Raw genomic sequence first — 25,023 nt, forward strand, 5'->3', positions numbered from 1 at the left:
GTAGCTTGCAGCTTGGGGCTTGCAGCTAATTCTGCCCTGTCAGAAGAAATTCCAACAACGCCTTCTGGGCGTGGAGGCGGTTTTCCGCCTGGTCCCAGACCACGGAACGGGGATCGTCCAACATATCGTGGCTGATTTCCTCGCCCCGGTGGGCGGGCAGGCAGTGCATGAACACCGCCTGGGGGGCGGCCAGGTTCATCAGCGCCGGGCTCACCTGGTAGTCGGCGAACTGGCGGGCCCGTTCGGCCTGTTCTTCTTCCTGGCCCATGGAGGCCCACACATCGGTGGACACCAGGTGGGCGCCGACCACCGCCTTGGTGGGGTCCCGTTCCAGGGTCACCCGGTGGCCGAATTCCTCCACCAGGGCGGCCGGCGGGTCGAAGCCCTCCGGGCAGGACACCACCAGCTCGAAGTCGAACTGCTCGGCGGCATTGATGTAGCTGGCGCACATGTTGTTGCCGTCGCCCACCCAGACCACCTTGCGGCCCCGGATCGAGCCCCGGTGTTCCATGTAGGTCTGCATGTCGGCGAGCAGCTGGCAGGGGTGGAACTCGTCGGTGAGGGCATTGATCACCGGCACCCGGGAGTACTCGGCGAACTGCTCCACGGTGTCGTGATCGAAGGTGCGGATCATCACCGCGTCGACCATGCGCGACAGTACCCGGGCGGAATCCTCCACCGGTTCGCCACGGCCCAGCTGGGTGTCCCGGGGCGACAGAAACACACTGGCGCCGCCGAACTGGGTCATGGCCACCTCGAAGGACACCCGCGTGCGGGTGGAGGACTTCTCGAAGATCATGCCCAGGGTTTTGCCGCGCAGCGGCTCATGGAACTGGCCGGTGTGCAGCATGGTTTTCAGCTCCACCGCCCGTTGAATCAGATAACCCAGTTCCTTGGGGGTCAGGTCCATCAAAGTAAGGAAGTGACGGGTGCTCATGGGCGCTCCGAATCACGGGCGAATTCGACCAATACCCGGCTCAGGGTGTCGGCGAGAAAGTCCAGTTCCTGGTCCTCGATCACCAGCGGCGGCAGCAAACGCACCACCGAGCCGGCGGTGACGTTGATCAGCAGGCCGGCCTCGCGGGCGCGGCCCACCAGCTCGCCGGCATCGCGGTCCAGTTGAATGCCGATGATCAGGCCAAGGCCGCGCACTTCGCGGACCATCGGCAGATCGGCCAGGCGCTGGCGCAGGGCGGCGCGCAGCCGCTCGCCCTTGGCGTTGACCGTGGGCACCACGTCGCGCTCCAGGGTCTCCACCACCGCCAGGGCGGTGGCGCAGCCCAGCGGGCTGCCGCCGAAGGTGCTGCCGTGGCTGCCCGGGCCGAACAGCTCGGAGGCGGCGCCGGTGACCAGGCAGGCACCGATGGGAAAGCCGTTGCCCAGGCCCTTGGCGGTGGTCAGCACATCCGGCACCACGCCCTGCTCCAGGCAGGCGAAGTAGGCGCCGGTACGGCCGTTGCCGGTCTGGATTTCGTCCAGCATCAGCAGCCAGCCGTGGCGGTCGCAGCGTTCCCGCAGGCCGCTCAGGAAACCCGGGTCGGGCACCCGCACGCCGCCTTCGCCTTGCACCGGCTCCGCCAGCACCGCCACCACATTGGGGTCCTCGGCGGCGGCGTCCACCGCCGCCAGGTCGTCGTAGGGCAGGGCGCGAAAGCCTTCCACCAGCGGCTCGAAGCCTTCCTTCACCTTGCGGTTGCCGGTGGCGGACAGGGTCGCCAGGGTGCGGCCATGGAAGCTGTTTTCCATCACCAGCACCACCGGGTGCCGGACGCCGCGCTTGCGGGCGTGCAGACGCGCCAGTTTGATCGCCGCCTCATTGGCCTCGGCGCCGGAATTGCCGAAGAACACCTTGTCCATGCCCGCCAGTCGGCACAGGCGCTCGGCCAGAGCTTCCTGGGCCGGAATCCGGTACAGATTGGAGGTGTGCACCAGGCGCGCGGCCTGCTCGGACAGGGCCCGGGTCACCGCCGGGTGGGCGTGGCCCAGATTGCACACGGCGACGCCGGCCACCGCGTCCAGATAACGCTTGCCGGTCTGGTCATAAAGCCATACACCCTCGCCGCGCTCGAAGGCGACCGGCTGCCGGGCATAGGTGGGGATCAGGAACTGCTCGCTCATTGCTTTCTCACCAAACGAAAAACGGCAGCCTTGGCTGCCGGGTGGACTGTGGATAATACTGGTGGACGGCATACGACGCAATTGGTCGGATCGCGGCTAAAGCCGCTCCTACAACACAAACGCCCTTTTCCGCGGGAGCGCCTTCAACCGCGCCCCCACACGGGAAAGCACCACCCGTAGGAGCGGTTTCAACCGCGATCCCACACGGGAAGGCAGCGCCTTCAACCGCGATCCCGACCACGGCCGGCCACCTTGCCGCCGGCCCGCCCTCAGCCACGATTCACCAGGGGAGAATCCATGAACCCGATCCAACTGAGCATCTTCGCCAACCGCCTGGCCGGCATCTGCGACGAGATGGGCGCGTTGCTGCGCGCCAGCGCCCTGTCGCCCAACATCAAGGACCGGCTGGATTTCTCCTGCGCCATCTTCGACGCCGCCGGTGGCCTGTGCGCCCAGGCCGCCCACATTCCGGTGCACCTGGGGTCCATGGCCTACGCCATGGCGGATCTGGTGGAGGGCCGGGAATGGCGGGCCGGCGATCTGCTGGTGGTCAACGATCCCTACCTGGGCGGCACCCATTTGCCGGATGTGACGGTGGTGGCGCCGGTGTTTGTCGACGGGCGCCTGCTGGCCTTCACCGTGACCCGGGCCCACCACGCCAACATCGGCGCCAGCAGCCCGGGCTCCATGCCGGTGTCGCGGACCCTGGACGAGGAGGGCCTGGTGATCGCCCCGCAATGGCTGAAGCGCGCCGGTGACTGGCAGGTGCCGCTGTGCCGGCGGCTGGCCGGGCTGGCGGACGAACCGGGGGCCAGCGAGGCGCCCCTGGAGGTGCCGCGCTTCGCCGACTTCGCCGCCCAGGCCAGCGCCTGCCAGGCCGGTGCCCGGCGGCTGGCGGACCTGATCGCCGAGCGCGGCGCCGACGCCCTGGACCATGCCCTGGTGGCGCTCAACGACTACGGCGAGCGCCGCATGCGCCAGCGTCTGGCGGATCTGGCCGACGGCGTTTACCGGTTCCGCGATGTGATGGACGACGATGGTCAGGGTCAGCGAGACATCCCCATCGCCGTCACCCTCACCGTGGACGGCGACCGGGCGCACCTGGATTTCACCGGCACCGCCGGGCAGGTGGCCGGCAATATCAATTGTCCGCTGTCGGTGGCCGCCGCCGCCGCCTGGTACTGCTTCCGCTGTCTGCTGCCCGACGACGCCCCTTCCTGCGCCGGTCTGTTCCGGCCCATCACCCTGGCCGCCCCGGAGGGCAGCCTGGTCAATGCCCGGCGCCCCGGCGCGGTGGCCGCCGGTAACGTGGAAACCAGCTCGCGCATCGTTGATGTGGTGCTGGGTGCCCTGGCCGGCGCCCTGCCGGAGGCGATCCCGGCGGCTAGCCAGGGCACCATGAACAACCTGGCCATGGGCGAGGGCGGCGAACGGCCCTGGGACTATTACGAGACCATGGCCGGCGGCCAGGGCGCCCATGCCGGCGGCGACGGCCTGTCGGCGGTGCACAGCCATATGACCAACACCCTGAACACCCCCATCGAAAGCTTGGAAGAGCACTACCCGCTGCGGGTGCTGCGCTATGCCCTGCGGCGCGGCAGCGGCGGCGCCGGCCGCCACCGGGGCGGCGACGGCATCGAGCGGGAATTGCAGTTTCTGGCGCCGGCCCGCTTCACCCTGCTTACCGAACGCCGCCACCACCGGCCCTGGGGCCTGGCCGGGGGCGAGCCCGGCGCCGCCGGCGAAAACCGCCTCAACGGCCAGGCGCTGCCGCCCAAGTATTCCGGCCAGGCGGTCGCCGGTGACCGGCTGTGGCTGGCTTCCCCCGGCGGTGGCGGCTACGGCCGGGCCTGAGCGGCCGGTGAGAAGCGTCAAGTGACTATCTGGTAACAAGAATCAGTTTCATTATCTTTCCCGCTGTTTGTGACATTCATTTTGCTCAGCAAGCAGAGACACCATGGGGTAAGGATAATGACGAAATCACATCCCGCGTCGGGGATTCTGTATCGGTTCGCCGGCGCGCCGGTCCTGATGCTGGCCGGCGCGGTGGCCGCCGAAACCCATCGTTTGCCGGCGGTGGAAATCATCGGCTCCTCCAGCGATACCTTCAGCCTGTCCGGTTCCGCCCATGTGCTTACCGAGCAGGATCTGGAACGCAAGGAATACACCGATGTGCATCGCATGCTGCGCGATGTGCCCGGCGTCTATGTGCGGGAGGAGGACGGCTTCGGCCTGCGCCCCAATATCGGCATCCGTGGTACCGGCACCTCCCGCTCGGACCGGGTCTCGATGATGGAAGACGGCATCCTTATGGCCCCCTCCCCCTACGCGGCGCCGGCGGCCTACTATTTCCCCAGCGCCGGGCGGTTCAGCGGCATCGAGGTGCTCAAGGGGCCGGATACCCTGCGCTATGGGCCTTTCACCGTGGGCGGCGCGATCAACTTCCTGTCCACGCCGATCCCCGACGGGCGGGCCGGCCGCATCCAGCTGGAGGCCGGCGAGGACCGCCACCGGCGCGGCCATTTCTGGTACGGCGGCACCGAGGGGCAGTGGGGCTTTTTGCTGGAGACCCACCAGCAGGCCAGCGACGGGTTCAAGGACATTGACCGCTCCAACCGGGGCACCGGCTATGACAAAAGCGACTACGTGGCCAAGCTGCGCTGGACCGCCGCCGCCGACGCCGCCGTGCAACAGGCCTTCGAACTGAAGCTGTCCCATTCCAGCGAGGTCTCCGACGAGGCTTACCTGGGCCTCACCGACCGGGACTTCCGCGCCAATCCCAACCGCCGCTATGGGCTCAGCGAGCGGGACCAGATGGACAACGACCACGACGGCATCGTGCTGCGCCATGACCTGATGATCGGCCCGAGCAGCCGTCTGGAAACCGCCATTTACCACAATAAATTCAACCGCAACTGGTACAAGGTGGCCTCCGCCGGAGGGCAGGGCATCGGTGACCTGATCGATGACGCCAACAACGGCAACGGCGGCGCCCAGGCGATCCTGGATGGCCGTCAGGACGTGGCCGACGTGCGGGTGAAGAACAACAACCGGGAGTACACCGCCGAGGGCATCCAGACCGAGCTGTCCCACGGCTTTGACTGGGCCGGTGTGCGCCACGATATGGTGGCCGGGGTGCGCTTTCACCGGGACGAGGTGGACCGCTACCAGCCGGTGGATACCTTCGATCAGGTCAATGGTGCCCTGGTGCCCACCGGGGTGATCCTGCCCACCGGCGGTGACAACCGGGTGGAGAACGCGGACGCCTGGTCCGCCTGGCTGGTGGACAAGCTGTACCTGGGCGACGTGATCGTCACCGGTTCGCTGCGCTACGAGGATGTGGAAACCGAGGCCAAGCGCTACGCGGACCCGGGCCGGGCGTCGGTGAGCAGCCGGGTCGACAATCAGGTGGACGAGGTGATGGCCGGCCTGGGCGCCACCTGGCTGGTGAGCGATCAGTGGTCCCTGCTGGCCGGCGTGCACCAGGGCTTCGCGCCCCCCGGCGCCTCCTCCGTGGCCGGCACCGATCCGGAGAAAAGCCTCAACTACGAGGTCGGTGCCCGCTACTGGGGCCCCGGGTTCAGCGCCGATATGGTGGCGTTCTACAGCGACTACGAAAACACCGTGAACAACTGCTCCCTGGCGGCGCCGTGCCCCAACGGCAGCACCAGCGGCTCGCAGAGCTTCGGTGAATCCCGGGTGCGCGGCCTGGAACTGGGCATCAACAGCCAGCTGTGGCGGGGCCGGGCGCTGGAGGCGCCGGTACGGCTGGCCTACACCTATACCGACGGTGAGATCAGCGAGGACGCGGACGACGGCAGCGTGATGAGCGGGGACGTGCTGCCCTATCTGCCGGAAAACCAGCTCAGCCTGACCCTGGGGCTGGAACGTCCGGCCCGCTGGGGCGTCTACCTGACCACCGTCTACGTGGACGAGATGTGCATCAATAACGCCTGTGACCGGCCCGGCTCCAGCCGTTTTGACCGCACCGACGATGTGCTGGTGGTGGATCTGGCCGCCTCCTATTATCTGAACAGCGACGTGGAGGTCTACGCCAAGGTGGACAACCTGTTCGACGATCAGGAGATCGTCGCGCGCACCCCGGACGGCGCCCGCCCCAACGCCCCGCGCACCGCCTATATGGGCGTGCGGGTGTCGTTCTGACCGACACGCCTTGAAACCTGAGGGTGGCGTCCCCACCCTCTACGGAATCCGGCGCGGGTGTTATACTCGCGCCCACGATATTCCGTATACAGGTGGTTTATATGGACGATGTGATTACGGTCATCAAGGACCAAATCGCGAAGAACCCGGTGCTTCTGTACATGAAAGGCACCCCCCAGTTTCCCCAGTGTGGTTTCTCCGCCCAGGTGGTGGAAGCCATGACCAACGTGGGCAAGCCGTTCGCCTACGTGAACATTCTGGAAGCGCCGGAGATCCGGCAGAACCTGAAGGAATTCGCCAACTGGCCGACCTTCCCGCAGCTGTGGATCAGCGGCGAGCTGGTGGGCGGTTGCGACATCGTCATGGAAATGTACCGTTCCGGTCAGCTCAAGGAGCTGGTGGAGGGCGCGGCGGTGGAAGGCGACGCCTGAGCGTCCTGTTCACCCGCCCAGCAAAAAGGCGCCTTTCCGGCGCCTTTTTTTGGTTTATCGCGCTCTGGTCGGCAATTTCGCTCCAGCCGGGGCGCGGCTCAGGGCGCGACGCTCTTCCGGGCCCTTATGTAGGAGCGACTTTAGTCGCGATGAAAATGGCGCTGGAGCGGATCGCGGCTAAAGCGGAGTGCCGCCCAGCCGCTCCTACAGCAATCCCCAACCTACGGAGCCGCCACCTCTACCCCCTTAATCCAGGGCGTTGGCCAGGGTGGGCGGCATGGCGCCGGCCGGCGGCGGCGGCCAGCCGCCCAGGTCGCGGAAGCGGTTGACCATGGAACAGAACAGCTCGGCGGTGCGGGTGGCGTCGTACAGCGCAGAATGGGCGTCGCGCTGATTGAAGGGAATGCCCGCCGCCTCGCAGGCCTTGGCCAGCACCGTCTGGCCGTACACCAGGCCGGCCAGGGTGGCGGTGTCGAAACTGGAGAACGGGTGAAACGGATTGCGCTTCACATCGGTGCGCTCCGCCGCCGCGTTCAGGAAGCCCTGGTCGAAGAAGCTGTTGTGCCCCACCAGCACCGCCCGGTTGCAGCCGTGGTTCTTGATCGCCTTGCGTACCGGCGCGAACACGCCCTTGAGGGCGGTGTCCTCGTCCACGGCGCCGCGCAGCGGGTTGTCCGGGTCGATACCGGTGAAATCCAGGGCCGCCTGTTCGATATTGGCGCCGGGAAAGGGGTCCACATGAAAGTGCACCCGGGTCGAGGGTCGCAGATAGCCGCGGGCGTCGATATCCAGCAATACCGCGGCGATTTCCAACAGCGCGTCGTTGCGGGCATCGAAGCCGCCGGTTTCCACATCCACCACCACGGGCAGAAAGCCCCGGAACCGTAGTGCCAGGGAAGGGTGCTTGTCGCTCATGCCATCTCCCATCAAAGCGCGCTCATGCTACCCCATTCCCCGGCGCCGGGACAGGTGACGACGGCGGACCCCGGCGGGTACAATACGCGGCCCCACGGGCCGGGCCGTTCGGCGTGCCCGGGCCCGTGGCTTTCATCAGTGTTTCATGCATCGGTTCTGGAGTGTGGCATGTCGGATATCAACAAGGTGGTGCTGGCCTATTCCGGGGGGCTGGATACCTCGGTAATCGTCAAGTGGTTGCAGGAAACCTACAACTGCGAGGTGGTTACCTTCACCGCCGATATCGGCCAGGGCGAGGAAGTGGAACCCGCCCGTGCCAAGGCCAAGGCCATGGGCGTCAAGGAAATCTACATCGAGGACCTGCGCGAGGAATTCGTGCGTGACTATGTCTACCCGATGTTCCGCGCCAACACTCTCTATGAAGGCGAATACCTGCTGGGCACCTCCATCGCCCGGCCGCTGATCGCCAAGCGGCTGGTGGAGATCGCCGAGGAAACCGGCGCCGACGCCATTTCCCACGGCGCCACCGGCAAGGGCAACGACCAGGTGCGCTTCGAGCTGGGCGCCTACGCCCTGGCCCCGGGCATCCAGGTAATCGCGCCCTGGCGGGAGTGGGACCTGAACTCCCGCGAGAAGCTGATGCAGTTCTGCGAGGACCACCAGATTCCCGTGGATTTCGCCGGCAAGAAGAAAAAATCCCCGTACTCCATGGACGCCAACCTGCTGCACATCTCCTACGAGGGCGGCAACCTGGAAGATCCCTGGTGGGAACCGGAAGAGGACATGTGGCGCTGGAGCGTCAGCCCGGAAGCGGCGCCGGATGCGCCCACCTACATTACCCTGACCTATGAAAAAGGCGACATCGTCGCTATCGACGGCGAGCGCCTGAGCCCCGCCGATGTGCTCAGCAAGCTCAACAAGCTGGCCGGCGATAACGGCATCGGCCGCCTGGACATCGTCGAGAACCGCTACGTGGGCATGAAGTCCCGGGGCTGCTATGAGACCCCCGGTGGCACCATCATGCTGCCGGCCCACCGCGCCATCGAATCGCTGACCCTGGACCGGGAATCCGCTCACCTGAAGGATTCGGTGATGCCCAAGTACGCCGAACTGATCTACAACGGCTACTGGTGGAGCCCGGAGCGCCTGGCGCTGCAGAAGCTGATCGACGCCACCCAGGACAACGTCAATGGCGACGTGCGCATGAAGCTGTACAAGGGCAACGCCACCGTGGTGGGCCGCCAGTCCGATAACGACAGCCTGTTCGACGCCTCCATCGCCACCTTCGAGGACGATGCCGGCGCCTACGACCAGAAAGACGCGGAAGGCTTTATCAAGCTCAACGCCCTGCGTCTGCGTATCGCCGCCAAGAACGGCCGCAAGCTGTCCTGACGCGGCCCTGACGCGGCTTCGCCGCGTCGATGCGGGATTCAGCAGGCCAGGCACGCGCTGTATCCTGAATCCTGTATCGAAGCCGGCTAGCGCCGGCTTCCTTCCCTGTGTAGTCTGCCGGTAAGCCAAATACAGGGAACAGGAATCCCCGGATGAATAAGACCACCGTGGGCTGGCGTGAATGGGCCAGCCTCCCGGACCTGGGTATCAAGGCCATCAAACTGAAAGTGGACACCGGCGCGCGCACCTCCGCGCTGCATGCGTTCGAGGTGGGCAGCTTTCAGCGTGACGGTCAGGAATGGATTCGCTTTCGCATCCATCCATTTCAGGATTCCGATGAGATACGCGAATGCGAAGCGCCGCTGCTGGACCGCCGCGTGGTGTCCGACTCCGGCGGGCACCGGGAGGAACGGCCGGTGATTCGCACCCTGCTCGCTCTGGGCGGGCGCCGCTGGCCGGTGGAGATTACCCTCACCGACCGCGAAACCATGAAATTCCGCATGCTGTTGGGGCGCACCGCCATGGAGCAACTGGTGGTGCATCCCCAGGCGTCCTTTTTACTTGGCGGCAATGAGCGTCAACCATGAAGATTGCGATTCTGTCACGCAACAAGCGTCTCTATTCCACCCGCCGCATGGTGCAGGCGGGGGAAGATCTGGGCCATGAGATGCACGTGATCGACACCCTGCGCTGCTATATGAGCATGGTGTCCCACAAGCCCGAGATTCACTTCAAGGGCGAGGTGCTGGAAGGTTTCGACGCGGTGATTCCCCGGATCGGTGCCTCCATTACCCAGTACGGTACCGCCGTGCTGCGGCAGTTCGAGATGATGGGCGTGTTCCCGGTCAATGAGTCGGTGGCCATTTCCCGCTCCCGGGACAAGCTGCGCTCCCTGCAGCTGCTGTCGCGCAAGGGCGTGGGCCTGCCGGTGACCGGCTTCGCCCACTCCCCGGATGACATTCCCGATCTGATCAGCATGGTCGGCGGCGCGCCGCTGGTGATCAAGATGCTGGAAGGCACCCAGGGCATCGGCGTGGTGCTGGCGGAGACCCGCAAGGCGGCGGAATCGGTGATCGAGGCGTTCATGGGCTTGAACGTGTCGGTGATGGTGCAGGAATACATCAAGGAAGCCGGCGGCGCCGATATCCGCTGCTTCGTGGTGGGCGGCAAGGTGATCGCCGCCATGAAACGCCAGGCCCTGCCCGGCGAATTCCGCTCCAACCTGCACCGTGGCGGCAGCGCCAGCCTGATCCGCATCACCCCGGAAGAACGGGCCACCGCCGTGCGCGCGGCGCGCATCATGGGCCTCAACGTGGCCGGCGTGGACATCCTGCGCTCCAACCACGGGCCCCTGGTGATGGAGGTGAATTCCTCGCCGGGTCTGGAAGGCATCGAGACCGCCACCAATAAAGACGTGGCCGGCATGATGATCAAGTTCATCGAGACCCACGCCCGGCCCAACCGCACCCAGACCAAGGGAGCCAAGGGTTGAGCCGTAACGAAAAAGTGGCGCCGTTCGAGATCAATGGCGTTACCGTGCAGCCGGGCACCCGGGTCAAGGTGGAGCTGCCGCTGGCGCAGCTCTACACCCAGACACCGCTGAACGTCCCCATCCATGTGATTCACGGCCGCCGGCCGGGGCCGGTGCTGCTGGTCAGCGCCGCCATTCACGGCGACGAGCTGAACGGCGTGGAGATCATCCGCCGGCTGCTGCGCCATTCCTCGCTCAAGCGGCTCAACGGCACCCTGCTGGCGGTGCCGGTGGTCAATGTGTTCGGCTTTATTCACAAGACCCGCTACCTGCCGGATCGGCGCGATCTCAACCGCAGCTTCCCGGGCTCGGAAACCGGCAGCCTGGGCGCGCGCATGGCCTGGCAGTTCAAGACCCAGGTGCTGGACCGCGCCACCCACGCGGTGGACCTGCACACCGGCGCCATCCACCGCGCCAACCTGCCGCAGATCCGCGCCGACCTGTCCAACCAGGACACCGCCGCCATGGCCGCCGCCTTCGGCGTGCCGGTGGTGATCAACTCGGTGCTCGGCGAGGGCACCCTGCGCGAGGTGGCCGAGGCCCAGGGCATTCCGGTGATCACCTACGAAGCCGGCGAGGCGCTGCGTTTCGACGAAAGCTGCATTCGCGCCGGGGTCAAAGGCGTGCTCAACGTGATCCATCACCTGGGCATGACCGGCCCGCGCAAGACCCGCGCCCCCCTGGAACCGCACATCGCGCGCTCCTCAAGCTGGGTACGGGCGGAACGGGACGGCGTCTTCCTGCCGCTGGTGGCGCTCGGCGCCTGGCTCAGGAAAGGGCAGCTGATCGGCCGCATCTCCAGCCCCTTCGGCGGTGAGGACGTGGCCATCGAATCCCCCTGCGCGGGCATCCTGGTGGGCCGCAACAACCTGCCCCTGGTCAACGAAGGCGAGGCGCTCTACCACATCGCCCGCTTCGAGGAAGTCCGTGAGGTGGCCCAGAACCTGGAAGTGTTCACGTCGGATATTGAACGGGGCCCCGGCCTCACCGGCGAGCCGCCGATTGCTTAGCAGTTAAAAGTTGAAAGTTAAAAGTTAAAAGGGCGGTTCCGTAACGGCACCGTGCTTCAGCGCGGGCATGTCGATGCAGCCGGCGATGTCGGTCACCGCGTTTCAACTTTGAACTTTTAACTTTGCACTTGTTTCTGGAGTGTCGATGAACCTACCAACCCCCCGCCGCCTCTATCGCGGTTTGCGCAAGATGCTGCGCTTCCTGGCCCGGCCGGCGCGGCGCGGGGGGCGTCGTGGCGGGCGGGTGATCCAGACCTACCGGGGTTACGGGTCGCGGCGGTCGGTGTTTCTGATCGGGCGGGTGTTCCGTCAGCCGGGGCTGGGACTGAACCTTCGGGAAGGGCCGGTGGACGATGTGGTGAACATTGTCCGGCGCACGGTGCGCTGGGGCGTGCGCGACGCCCATCTGACCGTCACCGTGGGCGAGGTCAGCGCCGATGTGACCACCGACCGGGACGGTTATTTCCACGTCACCCTGGACGTGGACGGCGAGCAGGACTGGCCGGATCAGGCGTTCTGGCAGCAGGCGCGGCTGTTGCTGCACCCGGGCCACCGGGACGGCGAGCGGGAGCCGGTGGAAGCCAGCGCCGATATCTATATTCCCCCGGCGGAGCTGGACTGCGCGGTGATCAGCGACATCGACGACACGGTGATCTACACCGGCGTGGCCAGCAAGCTGACCATGATGTACCAGCTGTTCATCCTCAAGGCCCGCCACCGCACCGCCTTTCCCGGCGTGTCCGCCTTCTACCGGGCCCTGTTCCACGGCGACACCGGCGAGCGGCGCCGGCCGATGCTGTACGTGTCCCGGGGGCCCTGGAGCATCTACGACGTGCTCGAGGAGTTCTTTCACCTCAACCGCATTCCCCACGGGCCGATTCTGTTCCTGCGCGAATGGGGCGTGACCCTGCAGCGGCCGCTGCCGATCCGCGCCAAGCACCACAAGGCCATGCTGATCCGGCGCATGCTGTCGATCTACGACCAGGTGCCCTTCGTGCTGATCGGCGACAGCGGCCAGCATGACCCGGAAGTGTACGCGGAACTGGTGGAGGAGTTTCCCCACCGCATCCGCGCCATCTACATCCGCCACGTGCACCGGGGCACCGAACGGGACCGCGCCATCCAGGCCCTGGCCGAACGCGCCGCCGCCCTCGACTGCGATATGGTGCTCGCCAAGGACAGCCTGGAAATGGCCCAGCACGCCTTCCGGCATGGGTATATCGCGCGGGATGGGTTGGAGGAAGTGCGGGAGGACTGCCGGCGCCGGCCGGCCGAGTGAGCTGGGCGGGATCGCGACTGAAGTCGCTCCTACCGCATTCTTGTAGGAGCGACTTCAGTCGCGATCCCCGAAGGCGCTCATCCGCCAAACCCCGCGCCACCACTCAACCACCCACCTTCAACCACGCTCCTCCACCGTCCCCCCAGCCTCCCGCCAGGCCTTAAACCCCCCTTCAATATCACACACCGGCCCGAAACCCATATCCATCAGCTGGGCGGTGGCGAGGGCGGAGCGGTGGCCGAGGGCGCAGAACAGCACGAAGCGCTGGCCGGTGGCGAAGTCGGGTTTGTGGTAGGCGGAGTCCGGGTCCACCCAGAATTCCAGCATGCCACGGGGGGCGTGGAGGGCGCCGGGCAGGGTGCCTTCCCGTTTCAGTTCACGCACGTCGCGGATGTCCACGAAGCGCACCGCCGGGTCCCCGGCCAGGGCCCGGGCCTGGTCGGCGGTGAGCCGGTGGATGCGGGCCTCGGCGTCGGCCACCAGGTCGGCCACCGTTTTGTTCAGGGTCATCAGGGGCTCCTTCAGTGGGCGCGGCCCGGTTTTGTCACCAGGCCGTCGTTGATCAGGGTGGCGGCGATTTCATCCAGGATCGCCGGGTCGTCGATGGTGGAGGGCAGGGGGAAGTCCTCGCCGTTGACCATCTTGCGCAGGGCGGCGCGCAGGGTTTTGCCGGAGCGGGTCTTGGGCAGCCGCTTCACCGTCAGGGCGCGGCGGAAGCGGGCCACGGCGCCCACCTGGTCGCGGATCAGTGCCACCAGTTCCTGCTCCAGCCGATCCGCGCCGATGTCGGCGCCGTCCTTGAGCACCACCAGCCCCACCGGCACCTCGCCGCACAGTTCGTCGTGCATGCCCACCACGGCGGATTCCGCCACCGCCGGATGGGTGGCGATGTGTTCCTCCATGACCCCGGTGGAAAGCCGGTGGCCGGATACGTTAATCACGTCGTCGGTGCGGCCCATGATGTGCACGAAGCCGTCCGCGTCCAGGAAACCACCGTCGCCGGTGTGGTAATAGCCCGGGTAGGTATTCAGGTAGGCGGCCAGGTAGCGGTCGTGGTCGTTCCACAGGGTCTGGGCGCAGCCCGGTGGCAGCGGCAGGCGCAGGGCGATGGCGCCTTCGGTCTCCGCCGGCAGGGGCTCGCCGGTTTCCGGGTCCAGCACCACCACCTCATAGCCGGGCACCGCCCGGTTGGTGGAGCCGGTGCGCACTTCCGCCGGGCCCTGGCGGGTCAGGGGCGCGGTCACCGGCCAGCCGGTTTCGGTTTGCCACCAGTGGTCGTAGACCGGCCGGCCGGTGAGTTCGCTGAGCCACTGGTAGGTGGGGGAGTCCAGTTTTTCGCCGGCCACGAACAGATGCTTGAGGCTGGACAGGTCGTGGCGCCGGAACAGGGCGCCGTCCGGGTCTTCCTTGCGGATCGCCCGGAACGCGGTGGGCGCGGCGAACAGGCCGTTGACGCCGTGCTCCGCCACCACCCGCCAGTAGGCGCCGGCGTCCGGGGTGCGCACCGGTTTGCCCTCGTAGAGCACCGTGGTGCAGCCGCCGAGCAGCGGCGCGTAGACGATGAACGAGTGGCCCACCACCCAGCCCACGTCGGAGCAGCCCCACCACACCTCGCCGGGTTGCATGCCGTAGATTTCCCGCAGCGCATAGAGCTGGGCCACCGCGTGGCCGCCGTTGTCGCGCACGATGCCCTTGGGTTTACCGGTGGTGCCGGAGGTGTACATGATGTAGAGCGGGTCGCTGGCGGACACCGGTACCGGCTCCGCCGGCGGGCTGCCGTCCACCACCGCGTGCCAGTCCTCGAAGCCCAGGGCCCGCAGGTCCGCCGGGCCCTGTTCGCGCTGCAGCACCAGCACGTGCTCGACCCGGTGGCTGGCCTTGTCCAGGGCGCCGCGCACCAGCGCGGTGTAGTCGATCACCCGGTCGATTTCGATGCCGCAGGAGGCGGTGAGGATCACCTTGGGTTTGGCGTCGTCCACGCGGATCGCCAGTTCGTGGGCGGCGAAGCCGCCGAACACCACCGAATGCACCGCGCCGATGCGCGCGCAGGCGAGCATGGCGATGGCCGCTTCCGGCACCATCGGCAAATAGATCACCACCCCGTCGCCCCGGCCCACGCCCAGGCGGGTGAGGGCGCCGGCCAGTTCCGCCACCCGGTCGCGCAGTTCGCTGAAGGTGAAGCGCTGGACCGTGCCGGTCACCGGGGAATCGTAAATCAGCGCGGTCTGGTCGCCGCGCCCCTGCTCGATCTGGTGGTCCAGGGCCAGGTAGCTGGTGTTGAGCAGCCCGTCGCCGAACCAGCGGTGGGTGCCGTCCTCCAGGGTCTCCAGGGTCCGTTCCGGGGCCTGGTACCAGGCCAGGCCACGGGCCTGTTCCGCCCAGAACGCGGCCGGGTCCCGGCACGCCTGCTCATAGGCACTGCGATCACTCATGTCCCGCTCCTTGCATTGTTGTTGTTCGGCCTTGTTTTTATGGGGCCTTTCTCAATCCAAACACCCTTCAATGGGTCATGCCAGTAGACCATAGTCGGCCCGCCGGTGAGAGGGTATGCTTGCCGCCCGGTTCACATTCCGAGAGCTTCCCCATGCCCCGATCCGCCGCCGCGCCGGCCAATTCCACCGGCCGTATCCTGTTCGCCAGCCTGGCCGGCACCACCATCGAGTTCTTCGATTTCTATATTTACGCCACCGCCGCGGTGCTGGTGTTTCCGCCGCTGTTCTTCCCCGGCGCCGACCCGGCGGCGGGGATGCTGCAGTCCCTGGCCACCTTCGCCATCGCGTTCTTCGCGCGGCCGTTGGGCTCGGCGCTGTTCGGTCATTTCGGTGACCGGCTGGGGCGCAAGGTCACCCTGGTGGCGGCCCTGCTGACCATGGGGGTGTCCACGGTGGCCATCGGCTTGCTGCCCACCTACGCGCAGATCGGCGTAATGGCGCCGCTGCTGCTGGCGCTGTGCCGGTTCGGCCAGGGTCTGGGGCTGGGCGGTGAGTGGGGCGGGGCGGTGCTGCTCGCCACCGAGAACGCGCCGCCGGGCAAACGGGCCTGGTTCGGCATGTTCCCGCAGTTGGGGGCGCCACTGGGCTTTCTGCTGTCCGGCGGCTGTTTTCTGATTCTCACCGAGGTGCTCAACGACCAGCAGTTCTTCGCCTGGGGCTGGCGCATTCCGTTCCTGCTCAGCGCGTTGCTGGTGCTGGTGGGGCTGTACGTGCGGTTGAAGATCGAGGAAACGCCGGTGTTCCGCCATGCCCTGGACACCCAGGAGCAGGTCAAGGTGCCGATGGCGCGGGTGATCACCCATCACACCCGGGCGCTGGTGCTGGGCACGGTGGTGGCCATCGCCACCTTCGTGCTGTTTTACCTGACCACGGTGTTCGCGCTGACCTGGGGCACCACCGCCCTGGGCTATTCCCGGGAAACCTTCCTGATCATCCAGCTGCTGGCGATTCTGTGCTTCGCCGCCACCATCCCCTTCGCCGCCCTGTTCGCCGACCGCCATGGCCGGCGCCGCACCCTGATCTGGGTGACCGTGGCCATCGCCGTGTTCGGGCTGCTGTTCGAGCCGCTGTTCGGGAGTGGTTCGCTGGTGGGGGTGCTGCTGTTCCTGGCCCTGGGGTTGGGGCTGATGGGCATGACCTACGGGCCGCTGGGCACGGTGCTGTCGGAGTATTTCCCGACCCGGGTGCGTTACACCGGTGTGTCCCTGTCGTTCAATCTGGCGGGGATTTTCGGCGCTTCCCTGGCGCCCTATATCGCCACCGCCCTGGCCAACCGGTTCGGGTTGCAAGCGGTGGGCTATTACCTGGCCGGGGCGGCCCTGCTGACGCTGCTGGCGTTGCTCGCCACCCGGGAGACCCGGGACCAGGATTATCGGCGTTGATCGCGGCTGAAGCCGCTCCTACGGTGTTTGTGCTGTAGGAGCGGCTTCAGCCGCGATATCCCCTATCGGGACGCGTTGCCGTTACCGGAAGGACGACGGCGGCGGCGCTGGCCGTCGCTGGAGCCAGGGCGGGCGCCCTGGCTGTTGCGGGCTTCGCCGCCCTTGTTGCCGTCGGCGCTGGCGCGGCTTTGACCACCACGGCCACCGCCATTGCCACGGCCGCCGCCGGCACTCTCGCCACGGGCACCATTGCCGCCACGGCTGTTACCACCGCGACCTCCGCCGTTGCCACCACGGCCGCCACCGCCGTTGCCGCCACGACCACCGCCGCCACCGTTGCCGCCGCCACCACGGCGACCGCCGCCGTTGCCACGGCCACCCATGGGCGGCGCGCGGCCGGGGCCGGTGGTGGGCAGCGGTTCGCCGGGTTCGAAGCCGGCCAGGTCACGCCGTTCCAGCGGCTGGCCGATCAGCTTCTCGATGTCGAACAGCAGCTTGCTTTCGTCGGCGCTGACCAGGGACACGGCCTGGCCGCTGGCACCGGCGCGGCCGGTACGGCCGATACGGTGCACATAGTCCTCGGGCACATTGGGCAGGTCGAAGTTGACCACTTGGGGCAGTTGTTCGATGTCCAGGCCACGGGCGGCGATGTCGGTGGCCACCAGGGCGCGCACGCTGCCGTCCTTGAAGTCCGCCAGGGCCCGGGTGCGGGCGCTCTGGCTCTTGTTGCCGTGGATCGCCGCCGCCTGGATGCCGTCGCCGACCAGCTGTTTGGCAAGCCGGTTGGCGCCGTGCTTGGTGCGCGTGAAGACCAGCACCTGGAACCAGTTTTCGTCGGTGACCAGATGGCTGAGCGCCGCCGCCTTGCGGGTCTGATCCACCGGCACCACCCACTGGCGCACCCGTTCCGCGGTGCTGTTGCGCGGGCTCACGTCCACTTCCACCGGATCGTTCACCAGGGTCTTGGCCAGGGCACGGATGTCGTTGGAGAAGGTGGCGGAGAACATCAGCGTCTGGCGCTTGGCGGGCAGCAGCCGGAGCACCTTGCGGATGTCATGGATAAAGCCCATGTCGAGCATTCGGTCGGCTTCGTCCAGCACCAGGATTTCCAGGTTATCGAACCGCACCGCGCCCTGCTGCTGCAGGTCCAGCAGCCGCCCGGGGGTGGCCACCAGCACATCCAGCCCGCCTTTCAGGCGGTCGATCTGCGGGTTGATGCCAACGCCGCCGAACACCACCGCCGAGCGCACCTTCAGATGGCGGCCGTATTCGCTGACGCTTTCGCCCACCTGGGCGGCCAGTTCACGGGTCGGCGTCAGTACCAGGGCGCGGGCCTGGCGCGGCGCGCGGCGGCCACCCTCCAGGCGTTGCAGCATGGGCAGGGTAAAGCCGGCGGTCTTGCCGGTGCCGGTCTGGGCGGCGGCCATCACGTCACGACCTTCCAGCACGGCGGGGATCGCCTGGGCCTGGATCGGTGACGGCTGGCTGTAGCCCTGTTCCGTAACAGCACGCAACAGGGGTTCGGATAAACCGAGAGAAGCAAAATCCATAGGGAGGGGTATTCCGAAATACTCGAGGGGGAGGAAAGGCGATGCAGCCTAACGGATTGTGGCGCGGAGTTCGAGGGATATTTCTGGCGGGGAACGGGGAGATCGCGGCTGAAGCCGCTCCTACGGGCCTTTCGGTGGCTGTAGGAGCGACTTCAGTCGCGATAGCGGGATCACGACCTTAACGGTTAATCAGGGCCAGCTCCGCATCCTGTTGCAGCACCACCCACCAGCGGCGGCCATGATCGGCGTCGAAGCCCACCAGCGGCTGGTCGTCACAGGTGGCGGGGCGGTTCGGCGCGCTGCTCAGTACGCCGGCGTCGAAGGGTTGTTGCACCACGCATTCCGCGCTGGCGATGGCCCGCCAGCCGTCGCCGGTATGCCAGCCCAGGGTCAGCGCCGCCGGGTCCCGGCCCTGCGCCGCGTCGAAGGTGAGGGCGTAGGCGTCGGACATGGCACTGGCCAGGTCCCAGCTTTTGCTGGCGGTGGCCGGCAGGGTGTGCGGTTGCTTGGCGGAGCCGTCCGGCTGGCTGCCCGGCAGGCCGGTGTCCGCTTCCAGGTCCTTGGTGGCGCCGTAGGCGCTGGAGTAGGTGCCGGTCTGGTTCTGGGTGCCGCTGACGATCAGCACGTCGGAGGCGGTGTCGCCGTTGGCGGCTTGCCAGTTCATGGTGACCAGTTCCTTCAGGTCGATGGTGGTTTCCGGAATGTCGAGCACATGGTCGTCATCGGGGTTGGGTACCACCCGGTTTTCCGCGTTCAGGTTCGGCGTCCAGGGTTGGTTCATCTGGAACAGAAACTGATAGGACAGGCGGGCCAGCTCGATAACGGAATTGGCGCGGCTGTAGCCGGGTATCACTTCCAGGTCGCGGGTGCGGCTGTCCACCCGGTTAAAGGTGTCGTTGGTGCCCGCCACCATGCGCGCCACGCTGCCGTCGTGGGCCTTGCAGTCGTTGCTCACGTAGCTGCTGTCCAGGTACATCACCGGGCGCGTGCCCTCGGGGATGGAGTTCGGGTAGACGATGCGCTCGCAGCGGTTCTTGGTGCGCGAGAAGCGGTCCAGCAGTTTCCACTGCGGGTTGGCCAGCTCTTTCTCGCCGTCCTCGTTGGCGCCGATGGTGTGCTCGGTGTACCAGGATTCATAGTCCACCCGGTCGCCGTCGAAGCTCAGCACCGAGGCGTTGGCGTCAAAGGCGGTGGAGCCCTTGCCCCTGGTGTTCATCTTCTGCGACACGATGCGCTGCACCAGCTCGCGCTCGCCGTAGCGGAATTCGTAGCCCTTGTAGGAGGCGTTGCCGGACATGATCTGCATGTACTGGGGCAGACGGTAGTTGCCGTCGTCCTCGGTCCAGGAGGTCGGGTCCACCCAGATCGGCGCGGTGATCACCGAGCGCTGGTACATATGTTCGTGGCCCTGCACCCAGATCACATCGTGTTTGGAGAAGAACGCGCGGATGTCGTCCCACTTGTTCATCAGGTGATTGTCGCCGGCCACGCCGTCGACGATCATCTCCCGGGTTTCGCCGTACTTGGCGCCGATCAGGCCATCGTGGCTGGCGATCACCAGGTGATCGAATTCACCCTCGTGGGCGGTCACTTCCTGTTTGATCCAGTCGAAGGCGATCGGCAGGTTGTAGTACTTGAGCAGGAAGATCATCACGTTGCCGCGCATCACGTAATAGTTCAGATACTGGGCGCCGGCCATGTGCACCGCATCATCGGGGATGTAGTGCTTCATGTTTTCGATCCATTCCACGGAATAGGCGTAGCTGTCCTCGTGGTTGCCCATCAATGGCAGAAACTCGATGCCGGCGTCCCGGTAGCTTTGCGCCACCGAGGTCCATTGCTGGAATTCCCGGGTGGTGCCATGGTCGGTGAGGTCGCCCACCGGAATCACGATGTTGGCGCCCAGCTCCATTTCCTTGTCGAGTACCGCCTTCATCGGATGCACGGACACGTTGTCGCCGCCACCCTGGGTATCGGGCAGCAGGCCGATGCGCACCGCGCTGCGTTGCGCCGGCGGCGTGCCGCCGCTGTCCGCCGAGTCGGCGCTGGAATTGGACGAATCGCCGCCACAGGCGGCCAAGGCCAGCGCCATAACAATGGCGGCAGCCCCATAAAATGAGCTCTTCATTGTGTGTTCCCCAGTAAACCCTAGACAGGAAGAAAGGGCGCATGGGCGCCCCGAAAGCGGTTACAGCTTGGCGGGGCAGTGCGTCGGTTCGATAACCGGCAAATGAATTTTATTTGAAGGCAACCCATGTTATGAAAGGCGTCCTTGACGTCTTCCGTGAGGAGTGATCATGAAGCTGCAACCCTGGGAATTCATCGAACGCAAGGGCCGCGAGGCGATTGCCATGCTCACCGCCTACACCTGCCCGGTGGCGCGGGCCCTGGAACGGGCCGGCATTCCGGTGATTCTGGTGGGCGACACCGTGGGCATGGTGGAGATGGGCTTCGACAGCACCCGCCAGGTGACCCTGGAGCATATGGAGTACCACATCGGCGCGGTGCGCCGGGGCGCGCCGGACACCCACATCGTCGGTGACCTGCCCTACCGCACCGACCGGGACCCGGACACCGCCCTGGCCAGCGCCCGCCGGCTGGTGGCCGCCGGCGCCGACAGCGTCAAGCTGGAAGGGGACAAATACCAGGTGATCCGCCATCTGGTGGGCAACGGCATTCCGGTGTGCGGCCACACCGGCCTGCTGCCGCAAACCGCCAAGGGCTTCGCCAAGGTGGGCCGCGGCGAGGCGGAAGCACAACGGATTCGTGAAGAGGCGAAGGGCATCGAGGAGGCCGGTGCCTTCATGATGGTGATGGAGCACATTCCCTACGAGCTGGCCGGGGTGATTACCGGGGAGCGCGCCATTCCCACCATCGGCATTGGCGCCGGCCCGGAGTGCGACGGCCAGGTGCTGGTGATCAACGACGCCCTGGGGCTGGGCGATTACTGGCCGCCGTTCTCCAAACAGTACGCCCACGCCAGCGACACCATTCTGAAAGTGGCCCGGGACTTCGCCGGGGAAGTGGCATCGCGGGCGTTTCCCGACAACATCATCAGAATGACCGGCACCGGCCACCAATAGGGGCGCTTCCCTAGCGCCCACTCTCCCGTCCGTGCCAGATGCGCAGAACGATCACCGCGCTGGGATGGACGGAATAGCGCACCACATAATGGCCGAACACCATATCGCGGATCGATTGCGGGTCCGGCGCCAGCGGGACCGGGCCGCCAAGGTGGGGAACGTCGGGCAGCAGGCGGATTTTCTCCACCAGCTCGGCGGCGACCCGGGCCGCCGCCGAAGGGTCGTGGGTCTCGATGAACGCCCTGAGGCGTTTTAAGTCTTCAATGGCTACGTCCGTGTAAACCAGTTTCATTACTTGTTCCCCGCGTCGGGTGCCTCCCGCTCGTTCTCCGTGCCCCAGCTTTGCAGCCAGGCATGCACCTCATCGGCCCCGGCCACCTTCCCGTTGGCCGCCGATTCCATGGCCTCCAGGGTCTGCCGCCAGCGCTCCTGCTCACGCTGTTCCTTTTCAATGTACTCGGCCACCGCCTGATTGATGACCCAGCCCTTGCTGCGTTGCAGTCGCTGGGCGATGGCTTCCAGGCGCTGCTCAATGTCGGTCTGCAAGCGAACCGTGGTGACACTCATGGGTAAGCCCTCGGCTTCGTTGACTACAATGTAATACAGCATAGCCGGCCGATAGGGGAAAGCAAAAGGTTCATCGCGCTCCATCCGGGGCGCGGCTCTGCATGGGTAGGAGCGACCGGGCGGCGTTCCGCTGAAAATGGCACCGGGTTGATCGCGACTGAAGCGGAACGCCGCCCGGTCGCTCCTACAGCGGACTCCCCGCGCTGTAGGAGCGACTTCAGTCGCGATCAAAAGCCCTAGGAATGGGCCAGAATCGCCCGGCGCACGCAGTGCAGCACGCCGGTGGGGTAGTCGTCGCTGAGGAATTCGCGCACCTGGCGGTAGCTGAAGGTGTCGTCGCCCAGGTTGGGCTGGGCCAGCAGGGCGTCCTGGATGATGCCCAGTTCCGCCGGGGGCAGGCCCAGGGCCTGTTCCAGCTCCAGCCGGCCTTCCGCCACCAGCTCCGCCAGGGCCCGGTACACCTCCGCCTCGCCCAGTCCCTGGCGGCGGGCAATGGCGTCCGGGGTCATGCCGGCGGCGGCCAGGGCCAGCAGTTCGTCCTGGTCGCCGTCCGGCCGGCGGCGCGGGTCGCGCACTTCGGAAGCCTCGCCACTGCCTTCGTTGAGCACCGCCAGGAAGGCGTCGCCGTAGGCGTCCAGCTTGCGGTCGCCGACGCCGCTGACGGCGGCCATTTCATGGCGGTCCCGGGGGCGCAGGGCAAGCATGTCCATCAGGGTGGCGTCGTGGAAGATCACATAGGGCGGCACCCCGGCCTCGTCGGCCAGCCGTTTGCGGCAGGCACGCAGCGCTTCCCAAAGGGTGCGGTCGGTGTCCGCCACCTGGGGCTTGTCGCGGCGGGTGCGCTCGGTGGCCTTGGCGGTGTCCTTGCGCAGGTGCAGCACCTGCTCGCCGCGCAGGTAGGGGCGGCAGGTTTCGGTGAGCTTGAGCGCGCCATAGCCTTCCGCGTCCACCGCCAGCAGACCCCGGGCCACCAGCTGCCGGTAGATGGCGCGCCACTGGCCGGCGGAGAACTCGCCGCCGATGTTCCAGGTGGACACATGGTCGTGGCCGGCGGAGGCCACCTTGTCGCTGCGGTTGCCGGTGAGCACGTCCACCAGATGGTTGACGCCGAAGCGCTGGCCGGTGCGGTACACACAGCTCAGCGCCATCTGCGCCGCCTTGGTGGCGTCGAAGGTCTTGGGCGGGTTCAGGCAGGTGTCGCAGTTGCCGCAGGGTTTTTCCAGTTCCTCGCCGAAGTAGTGCAGCAGTGCCTGGCGGCGGCAGTGGGTCACCTCGCAGAGGCCGAGCATGGCTTCCAGCCGCTGGTTCTCGTGGCGTTTGAACTGCTCGCCGCCCTCCGATTGCGCCTGCATCTGTTTATGGCGGATGGCGTCTTCCAGGCCGTAGGCCATCCAGGCGGTGGCCGGATTGCCGTCGCGGCCGGCGCGGCCGGTTTCCTGGTAATAGGCCTCGATGCTCTTGGGCATGTCCAGGTGCGCCACGAAGCGCACGTCCGGCTTGTCGATGCCCATGCCGAAGGCCACCGTGGCCACCATCACCAGGCTCTCCTCACGCAGGAAGCGCTGCTGGTGCAGGGCCCGGGTGCGGCCGTCCAGGCCGGCGTGGTAGGGCAGGGCGGCGATGCCCTGCTGATTCAGCCAGTCGGCGGTCTGGTCCACCTTGTTGCGTGACAGGCAATAGACGATGCCGGCGTCGCCGTCGTGTTCGGTGCGCAGCAGCCGCAGCAGCTGGCGGCGGGCGCCGTCCTTGCGTTCGATCCGGTACTGAATGTTGGGCCGGTCGAAACTGGAGACGAAATGGCGCGCCTCGGTCAGGTCCAGCCGTTCGGCGATCTCGGCGCGGGTGCGCGGGTCGGCGGTGGCGGTGAGGGCGATGCGCGGCACCTGGGGAAATTCCCGGTGCAGCAGCGACAACTGCAGGTAGTCGCTGCGGAAATCATGGCCCCACTGGCTTACGCAGTGGGCCTCGTCGATGGCGAACAACGCCAGCGGCGATTGGTGCAGCAGCTCCAGGGTGCGCGGCTGGATCAGCCGCTCCGGCGCCACGTACAGCAGGTCCAGCTCGCCGCGCCGCACCTGTTCCTGGAGGGCGAAGCTCTGCTCGCCGGTGAGCGTGGAGTTGAGGAAGGCGGCGCGCACGCCCAGGGCATTGAGGGCATCCACCTGATCCTGCATCAGCGCGATCAGCGGGCTCACCACCACGCCCACGCCGTCCCGTACCAGCGACGGAATCTGATAACACAGCGACTTGCCGCCGCCGGTGGGCATCAGCACCAGGGCATCGCCGCCACCGGTGACGGTGTCGATAATGGCGGCCTGCTCGCCGCGAAATTCGTGGTAGCCGAAGACGTGCTGTAAAACGGAGAGGGGATCGCGTTGCATGGCGGCGAGTATACCCGCCCGCCGCGGGCCTGACATCCGCGGGACACGAAGACGGGCTAATCTCCTACACCAGGACGGGCATTTTGGAACCGCGTATGTGGATGGTCTTTCGGGAGTTTCTGTGGCTGGGCTGCGTCAGCTTCGGCGGGCCGGCGGCCCACGTGGGGTATTTCCATCGCCGTTTTGTCGCCACCCTGGGCTGGCTGGACGAGGCCGCCTTCGCCCGCCTGATGGCACTTAGCCAGTTCCTGCCCGGGCCCGCCTCCAGCCAGCTGGGCTTCGCCATTGGCCGCCACCAGGCCGGCCTGGCCGGCGCCGTGGCCGCCTTTGTCGGCTTCACCCTGCCGTCGTTTCTGCTGATGCTGGCACTGGCTCTGTACGCCACCCACCTGCCCGGGGCGGTGCTGGCGGGACTGGTCCAGGGGCTCAAATGGCTGGCGGTGGTGGTGGTGGCCGATGCCGTGCTGACCCTGGGCGGCAAGTTCTGCCAGGACCGCCTGACCCCTTGCCCTGGCGTTGCTCACCGCCGCCCCCCCTGTGGCTATGGCCGGGCATTGCCCCCCGCCGGGGGGGGCGGCGGCGGGGGGCCCGGGCCCCGGCCGCGCCCGCGCGGCGGCGGGTTGCGGGGGGGCGGGGACGCGCCGAGCCCGCCGGACCGGGGGCCGCCCCCGCGGATCCGCTCGGCGCTGGCCGGCGGGCTGGGGGAGACCCGCCGGGACCGGTCCCTG

21 protein-coding genes are annotated in these 25,023 nt (G+C 66.9%); 11 read left to right on the forward strand and 10 right to left on the reverse strand.

The features are described from left to right. Nucleotides 1-25: 25 nt before the first annotated feature. Both argF and FGS76_RS01670 read right to left on the reverse strand, forming a co-directional pair. Nucleotides 26-937 (reverse strand): ornithine carbamoyltransferase, encoded by a 912-nt coding sequence (argF, locus tag FGS76_RS01665; RefSeq protein WP_138770892.1) that lies wholly within the window; start codon nucleotides 935-937, stop codon nucleotides 26-28. After that, entirely contained in the window at nucleotides 934-2,118 is a 1,185-nt protein-coding gene (locus FGS76_RS01670) for an aspartate aminotransferase family protein (RefSeq protein WP_138770893.1), read from the reverse strand. The genes argF and FGS76_RS01670 overlap by 4 nt, the downstream gene beginning before the upstream one ends. A 297-nt stretch (nucleotides 2,119-2,415) precedes the next feature. Between FGS76_RS01670 and FGS76_RS01675 the strand changes: the two genes are divergently transcribed. From FGS76_RS01675 to grxD, 3 genes are all read left to right on the forward strand, one after another. Further along, nucleotides 2,416-3,972, forward strand: a complete 1,557-nt coding sequence (locus FGS76_RS01675) for a hydantoinase B/oxoprolinase family protein (protein ID WP_138770894.1) — start codon at nucleotides 2,416-2,418, stop codon at nucleotides 3,970-3,972. 117 nt (nucleotides 3,973-4,089) lie between these two features. After that, the gene (locus FGS76_RS01680; protein ID WP_240692357.1) at nucleotides 4,090-6,282 is read left to right on the forward strand and encodes a TonB-dependent receptor family protein; all 2,193 of its coding nucleotides are present in this window, start codon (nucleotides 4,090-4,092) and stop codon (nucleotides 6,280-6,282) included. 101 nt (nucleotides 6,283-6,383) lie between these two features. Beyond that, nucleotides 6,384-6,713 carry a Grx4 family monothiol glutaredoxin gene (gene grxD, locus FGS76_RS01685; protein WP_138770895.1) on the forward strand — a complete coding sequence of 110 codons (330 nt, stop codon included), beginning with the start codon at nucleotides 6,384-6,386 and terminating at the stop codon, nucleotides 6,711-6,713. 246 nt (nucleotides 6,714-6,959) lie between these two features. Here the strand turns inward: grxD and rnt are convergent, their stop codons facing one another. Continuing rightward, nucleotides 6,960-7,640: a ribonuclease T gene (rnt, locus tag FGS76_RS01690; RefSeq protein WP_377900279.1), complete on the reverse strand. Its 681-nt coding sequence runs from the start codon at nucleotides 7,638-7,640 to the stop codon at nucleotides 6,960-6,962. 156 nt (nucleotides 7,641-7,796) lie between these two features. On the opposite strand from rnt, the gene FGS76_RS01695 reads away from it, so the two are divergent. The 5 genes from FGS76_RS01695 (at nucleotide 7,797) to FGS76_RS01715 (ending at nucleotide 12,840) form a co-directional block, all read left to right on the forward strand. Next, nucleotides 7,797-9,020 carry an argininosuccinate synthase gene (locus tag FGS76_RS01695; RefSeq protein ID WP_138770897.1) on the forward strand — a complete coding sequence of 408 codons (1,224 nt, stop codon included), beginning with the start codon at nucleotides 7,797-7,799 and terminating at the stop codon, nucleotides 9,018-9,020. A gap of 152 nt (nucleotides 9,021-9,172) precedes the next feature. Then, the gene (locus tag FGS76_RS01700) at nucleotides 9,173-9,607 is read left to right on the forward strand and encodes an ATP-dependent zinc protease family protein (RefSeq protein ID WP_138770898.1); all 435 of its coding nucleotides are present in this window, start codon (nucleotides 9,173-9,175) and stop codon (nucleotides 9,605-9,607) included. After that, nucleotides 9,604-10,512 (forward strand): 30S ribosomal protein S6--L-glutamate ligase, encoded by a 909-nt coding sequence (gene rimK / locus FGS76_RS01705; RefSeq protein ID WP_138770899.1) that lies wholly within the window; start codon nucleotides 9,604-9,606, stop codon nucleotides 10,510-10,512. The genes FGS76_RS01700 and rimK overlap by 4 nt, the downstream gene beginning before the upstream one ends. Beyond that, nucleotides 10,509-11,561 carry a succinylglutamate desuccinylase/aspartoacylase family protein gene (locus FGS76_RS01710; RefSeq protein WP_138770900.1) on the forward strand — a complete coding sequence of 351 codons (1,053 nt, stop codon included), beginning with the start codon at nucleotides 10,509-10,511 and terminating at the stop codon, nucleotides 11,559-11,561. The genes rimK and FGS76_RS01710 overlap by 4 nt, the downstream gene beginning before the upstream one ends. 145 nt (nucleotides 11,562-11,706) lie before the next feature. Further along, nucleotides 11,707-12,840, forward strand: coding sequence for an App1 family protein (locus tag FGS76_RS01715; protein WP_138770901.1), 1,134 nt, complete (start codon nucleotides 11,707-11,709; stop codon nucleotides 12,838-12,840). Nucleotides 12,841-12,957: 117 nt separating this feature from the next. On the opposite strand, the gene FGS76_RS01720 is transcribed toward FGS76_RS01715, so the two are convergent. Then, nucleotides 12,958-13,350, reverse strand: a complete 393-nt coding sequence (locus FGS76_RS01720; RefSeq protein WP_138770902.1) for a rhodanese-like domain-containing protein — start codon at nucleotides 13,348-13,350, stop codon at nucleotides 12,958-12,960. A gap of 11 nt (nucleotides 13,351-13,361) precedes the next feature. Continuing rightward, nucleotides 13,362-15,272 carry an AMP-binding protein gene (locus tag FGS76_RS01725; RefSeq protein WP_138770903.1) on the reverse strand — a complete coding sequence of 637 codons (1,911 nt, stop codon included), beginning with the start codon at nucleotides 15,270-15,272 and terminating at the stop codon, nucleotides 13,362-13,364. Nucleotides 15,273-15,424: 152 nt separating this feature from the next. On the opposite strand from FGS76_RS01725, the gene FGS76_RS01730 reads away from it, so the two are divergent. Further along, nucleotides 15,425-16,714 carry an MFS transporter gene (locus FGS76_RS01730; protein WP_138770904.1) on the forward strand — a complete coding sequence of 430 codons (1,290 nt, stop codon included), beginning with the start codon at nucleotides 15,425-15,427 and terminating at the stop codon, nucleotides 16,712-16,714. Nucleotides 16,715-16,776: 62 nt separating this feature from the next. Here the strand turns inward: FGS76_RS01730 and FGS76_RS01735 are convergent, their stop codons facing one another. Together FGS76_RS01735 and FGS76_RS01740 are read right to left on the reverse strand one after the other, a co-directional pair. After that, nucleotides 16,777-18,264 carry a DEAD/DEAH box helicase gene (locus tag FGS76_RS01735; RefSeq protein WP_138770905.1) on the reverse strand — a complete coding sequence of 496 codons (1,488 nt, stop codon included), beginning with the start codon at nucleotides 18,262-18,264 and terminating at the stop codon, nucleotides 16,777-16,779. A gap of 178 nt (nucleotides 18,265-18,442) precedes the next feature. Next, nucleotides 18,443-20,392: a metallophosphoesterase family protein gene (locus tag FGS76_RS01740; RefSeq protein WP_138770906.1), complete on the reverse strand. Its 1,950-nt coding sequence runs from the start codon at nucleotides 20,390-20,392 to the stop codon at nucleotides 18,443-18,445. Between the two features lie 169 nt (nucleotides 20,393-20,561). Between FGS76_RS01740 and panB the strand changes: the two genes are divergently transcribed. After that, nucleotides 20,562-21,347: a 3-methyl-2-oxobutanoate hydroxymethyltransferase gene (panB, locus tag FGS76_RS01745; protein ID WP_138770907.1), complete on the forward strand. Its 786-nt coding sequence runs from the start codon at nucleotides 20,562-20,564 to the stop codon at nucleotides 21,345-21,347. Between the two features lie 10 nt (nucleotides 21,348-21,357). On the opposite strand, the gene FGS76_RS01750 is transcribed toward panB, so the two are convergent. From FGS76_RS01750 to recQ, 3 genes are all read right to left on the reverse strand, one after another. Next, nucleotides 21,358-21,639 (reverse strand): type II toxin-antitoxin system RelE/ParE family toxin, encoded by a 282-nt coding sequence (locus FGS76_RS01750; RefSeq protein WP_138770908.1) that lies wholly within the window; start codon nucleotides 21,637-21,639, stop codon nucleotides 21,358-21,360. Then, entirely contained in the window at nucleotides 21,639-21,914 is a 276-nt protein-coding gene (locus tag FGS76_RS01755) for a CopG family ribbon-helix-helix protein (RefSeq protein WP_138770909.1), read from the reverse strand. The genes FGS76_RS01750 and FGS76_RS01755 overlap by 1 nt, the downstream gene beginning before the upstream one ends. A gap of 236 nt (nucleotides 21,915-22,150) precedes the next feature. Next, on the reverse strand, nucleotides 22,151-24,295 hold the full coding sequence (recQ, locus tag FGS76_RS01760; protein ID WP_138770910.1) for a DNA helicase RecQ: 2,145 nt from the start codon (nucleotides 24,293-24,295) through the stop codon (nucleotides 22,151-22,153). A gap of 95 nt (nucleotides 24,296-24,390) precedes the next feature. Between recQ and FGS76_RS19510 the strand changes: the two genes are divergently transcribed. Then, nucleotides 24,391-25,023: chromate transporter (locus FGS76_RS19510; protein WP_205717145.1), on the forward strand; the 633-nt coding region annotated here is incomplete at its 3' end.

Origin of the sequence: Alloalcanivorax gelatiniphagus, from assembly GCF_005938655.1 — a bacterium.
GTDB lineage: Bacteria > Pseudomonadota > Gammaproteobacteria > Pseudomonadales > Alcanivoracaceae > Alloalcanivorax > Alloalcanivorax gelatiniphagus.

Excerpts from the sequence above, each read along its gene's own strand:
- grxD (WP_138770895.1), top strand. The coding sequence starts at position 6,384 with ATGGACGATGTGATTACGGTCATCAAGGACCAAATCGCGAAGAACCCG.
- FGS76_RS01730 (WP_138770904.1), top strand. The coding sequence starts at position 15,425 with ATGCCCCGATCCGCCGCCGCGCCGGCCAATTCCACCGGCCGTATCCTG.
- FGS76_RS01735 (WP_138770905.1), bottom strand. The coding sequence starts at position 18,264 with ATGGATTTTGCTTCTCTCGGTTTATCCGAACCCCTGTTGCGTGCTGTT.
- FGS76_RS01670 (WP_138770893.1), bottom strand. The coding sequence starts at position 2,118 with ATGAGCGAGCAGTTCCTGATCCCCACCTATGCCCGGCAGCCGGTCGCC.
- recQ (WP_138770910.1), bottom strand. The coding sequence starts at position 24,295 with ATGCAACGCGATCCCCTCTCCGTTTTACAGCACGTCTTCGGCTACCAC.
- argF (WP_138770892.1), bottom strand. The coding sequence starts at position 937 with ATGAGCACCCGTCACTTCCTTACTTTGATGGACCTGACCCCCAAGGAA.
- FGS76_RS01725 (WP_138770903.1), bottom strand. The coding sequence starts at position 15,272 with ATGAGTGATCGCAGTGCCTATGAGCAGGCGTGCCGGGACCCGGCCGCG.
- FGS76_RS01750 (WP_138770908.1), bottom strand. The coding sequence starts at position 21,639 with ATGAAACTGGTTTACACGGACGTAGCCATTGAAGACTTAAAACGCCTC.
- rimK (WP_138770899.1), top strand. The coding sequence starts at position 9,604 with ATGAAGATTGCGATTCTGTCACGCAACAAGCGTCTCTATTCCACCCGC.
- FGS76_RS01680 (WP_240692357.1), top strand. The coding sequence starts at position 4,090 with ATGACGAAATCACATCCCGCGTCGGGGATTCTGTATCGGTTCGCCGGC.
- FGS76_RS01755 (WP_138770909.1), bottom strand. The coding sequence starts at position 21,914 with ATGAGTGTCACCACGGTTCGCTTGCAGACCGACATTGAGCAGCGCCTG.
- FGS76_RS01720 (WP_138770902.1), bottom strand. The coding sequence starts at position 13,350 with ATGACCCTGAACAAAACGGTGGCCGACCTGGTGGCCGACGCCGAGGCC.
- FGS76_RS01695 (WP_138770897.1), top strand. The coding sequence starts at position 7,797 with ATGTCGGATATCAACAAGGTGGTGCTGGCCTATTCCGGGGGGCTGGAT.
- FGS76_RS01740 (WP_138770906.1), bottom strand. The coding sequence starts at position 20,392 with ATGAAGAGCTCATTTTATGGGGCTGCCGCCATTGTTATGGCGCTGGCC.
- FGS76_RS01675 (WP_138770894.1), top strand. The coding sequence starts at position 2,416 with ATGAACCCGATCCAACTGAGCATCTTCGCCAACCGCCTGGCCGGCATC.
- panB (WP_138770907.1), top strand. The coding sequence starts at position 20,562 with ATGAAGCTGCAACCCTGGGAATTCATCGAACGCAAGGGCCGCGAGGCG.
- FGS76_RS01715 (WP_138770901.1), top strand. The coding sequence starts at position 11,707 with ATGAACCTACCAACCCCCCGCCGCCTCTATCGCGGTTTGCGCAAGATG.
- FGS76_RS01700 (WP_138770898.1), top strand. The coding sequence starts at position 9,173 with ATGAATAAGACCACCGTGGGCTGGCGTGAATGGGCCAGCCTCCCGGAC.
- rnt (WP_377900279.1), bottom strand. The coding sequence starts at position 7,640 with ATGGGAGATGGCATGAGCGACAAGCACCCTTCCCTGGCACTACGGTTC.